Annotated in this window: 2 protein-coding genes; one reads left to right on the forward strand and one right to left on the reverse strand. The window is 49.2% G+C overall.

The window, feature by feature from the left end; translation table 11 throughout:
- Window positions 1-739, forward strand: a 739-nt coding sequence (locus VIN66_RS13835) for a pyruvate kinase (protein ID WP_331924525.1), incomplete at its 5' end; no start/stop codon positions are given.
- Window positions 740-804: 65 nt separating this feature from the next.
- On the opposite strand, the gene VIN66_RS13840 is transcribed toward VIN66_RS13835, so the two are convergent.
- The coding region (locus tag VIN66_RS13840) for an alanine/glycine:cation symporter family protein (protein ID WP_331924526.1) at window positions 805-2,102 on the reverse strand (1,298 nt) is incomplete at its 5' end.

Here is a 2,102-nt window from a genome sequence, read left to right on the forward strand (position 1 = left end):
GGATGACATTATCCGTGCATCAGATGCAGTGATGGTCGCGCGCGGTGATTTAGGGGTTGAAATCGGTGATGCTGAGCTTGTTGGCCAGCAAAAGCGTATCATTGCCCGTTCACGCCAGCTAAACCGTGTTGTCATTACCGCCACCCAGATGATGGAAAGCATGATTGAAAGCCCGATGCCAACCCGTGCCGAGGTGATGGACGTGGCCAACGCAGTGCTCGACGGCACTGATGCGGTGATGCTGTCGGCAGAAACTGCTGCCGGTAAGTATCCTACTGAGACTGTAAGGGCCATGGCGCGGGTATGTGATGGCGCGGAAAAACACCCCAGCGTGCAAATCTCTAAGCACCGGATGGATGTGACGTTTACTGAGATCAGTGAAACCATCGCATTGTCAGCAATGTATGCCGCGAACCACCTTGAAGGTATCAAAGCAATTATTACGCTGACTGAGTCTGGTTACACGGCTAAGCTGATGTCACGTATCACGTCACCGCAACCGATTTTTGCGCTGTCACGTCATACTAAGACACTGAACAAGATGGCGTTGTACCGCGGTGTCTACCCGGCATTTTTTGACAGTACGGCACTGGATGGTCAATCACTGGCCGACGCAGCCATTGAGGCGATAAAAGCCAAAGCCGGTTTGAAAAGTGGTGATTTGGTTATTATGACGCATGGTGATGTGATGGAAACCATTGGCGCGTCTAACACCTGTAAGATCGTGCAGGTGAAATAAGCTTTTCCGGTAACAGAAAAATAAAAAGCCCGGTGTTAACCGGGCTTTTTATTTTCGGCGATAAACTACTGCTTATCTTTTTGTTGCAGTTCTGCTTGCTGTTTAGCTAACTTATTTTCCCAGAAAGCAGCATTTTTAATGCCGAGCCTTACCGGATCGAAGCTGATTGGCCCACCATTTTTCTTCTGCTCTTCGTAATCCCGTAAGCAGCGCATGGTAGGTTTATACATAAAAAATATCGCCAGGATACCAACAACGTTTACCCAGGCCATTAAGCCAACGCCAATATCACCGATATTCCAGATATAACCAGCACTGTTGACCGTGCCATAGGCCACCATAAACATAAGCAGAAGTTTAAACAGCACTACCGGCAATTTGTTGTTGAATACCCGGTTTAAATAGGCCACGTTGGTTTCAGTGATGTAGTAGTAAGCCAGAATAGTGGTAAAAGCGAAGAAAAACAGTGCCAGACCAACAAACACCTGACCAAAATTACCGAACACACTCAGCAATGCCATCTGGGTAAAAGCGGCAGAGCCAATTTCAGTCGCGGCATCGACGTTTTGCACAATAAACTGTCCGGCGGGTAACTCACCGGCGACGTTATATTGCTTTGTAATTAAAATCATCAGTGCTGTTGCTGTACAGACAAACAAAGTATCAACATACACCGAAAACGCCTGCACCAGACCTTGCTGGGCAGGGTGCTCAACTTCTGCAGCGGCGGCTGCGTGCGGGCCTGTGCCCTGCCCGGCTTCGTTGGAATAAATACCGCGCTTAACGCCCCAGCCGATAGCGGCACCAAAACCTGCCTGCGCACTGAATGCATCACTGAGAATAAGATTGAACACTCCGGGCACTTTATCCAGATTCAGAAACACGACGATAAGTGCCATAACAATATAGCCAAGCGCCATAAATGGCACCACTATCTGGGTGAAGTGGGCAATACGTTTGATACCACCGAAAATGATAAACGCCAGCACAATTAATATAACCGCCAGTGCAATCAGCTTGTAGGTCCCGACCTCACCAAAGCTGGTCACAACCATATTACCGTCGCCGAAAATTTGCGTGACAGCATTACCGACAGCATTTGCCTGTACGCCGGGTAAGAAAATACCACAGCCGATGATCGCAGATAACGCAAACACGATGCCGAGCCAACGCCAGCCAAGGCAGCGTTCAAAGTAGTAAGCCGGGCCGCCACGGTACTGACCGTTCTCTTCCACTTTGTATATTTGTCCCAGCGTCGATTCTGCATAGGCGGTACTGGCACCTAAAAATGCCACTACCCACATCCAGAATATCGCCCCCGGGCCACCAAAACCGATAGCGGCAGCAACACCGGCAATATTAC

It is taken from the genome of Rheinheimera sp. (genome assembly GCF_036568245.1).
Taxonomy (GTDB): domain Bacteria; phylum Pseudomonadota; class Gammaproteobacteria; order Enterobacterales; family Alteromonadaceae; genus Alishewanella.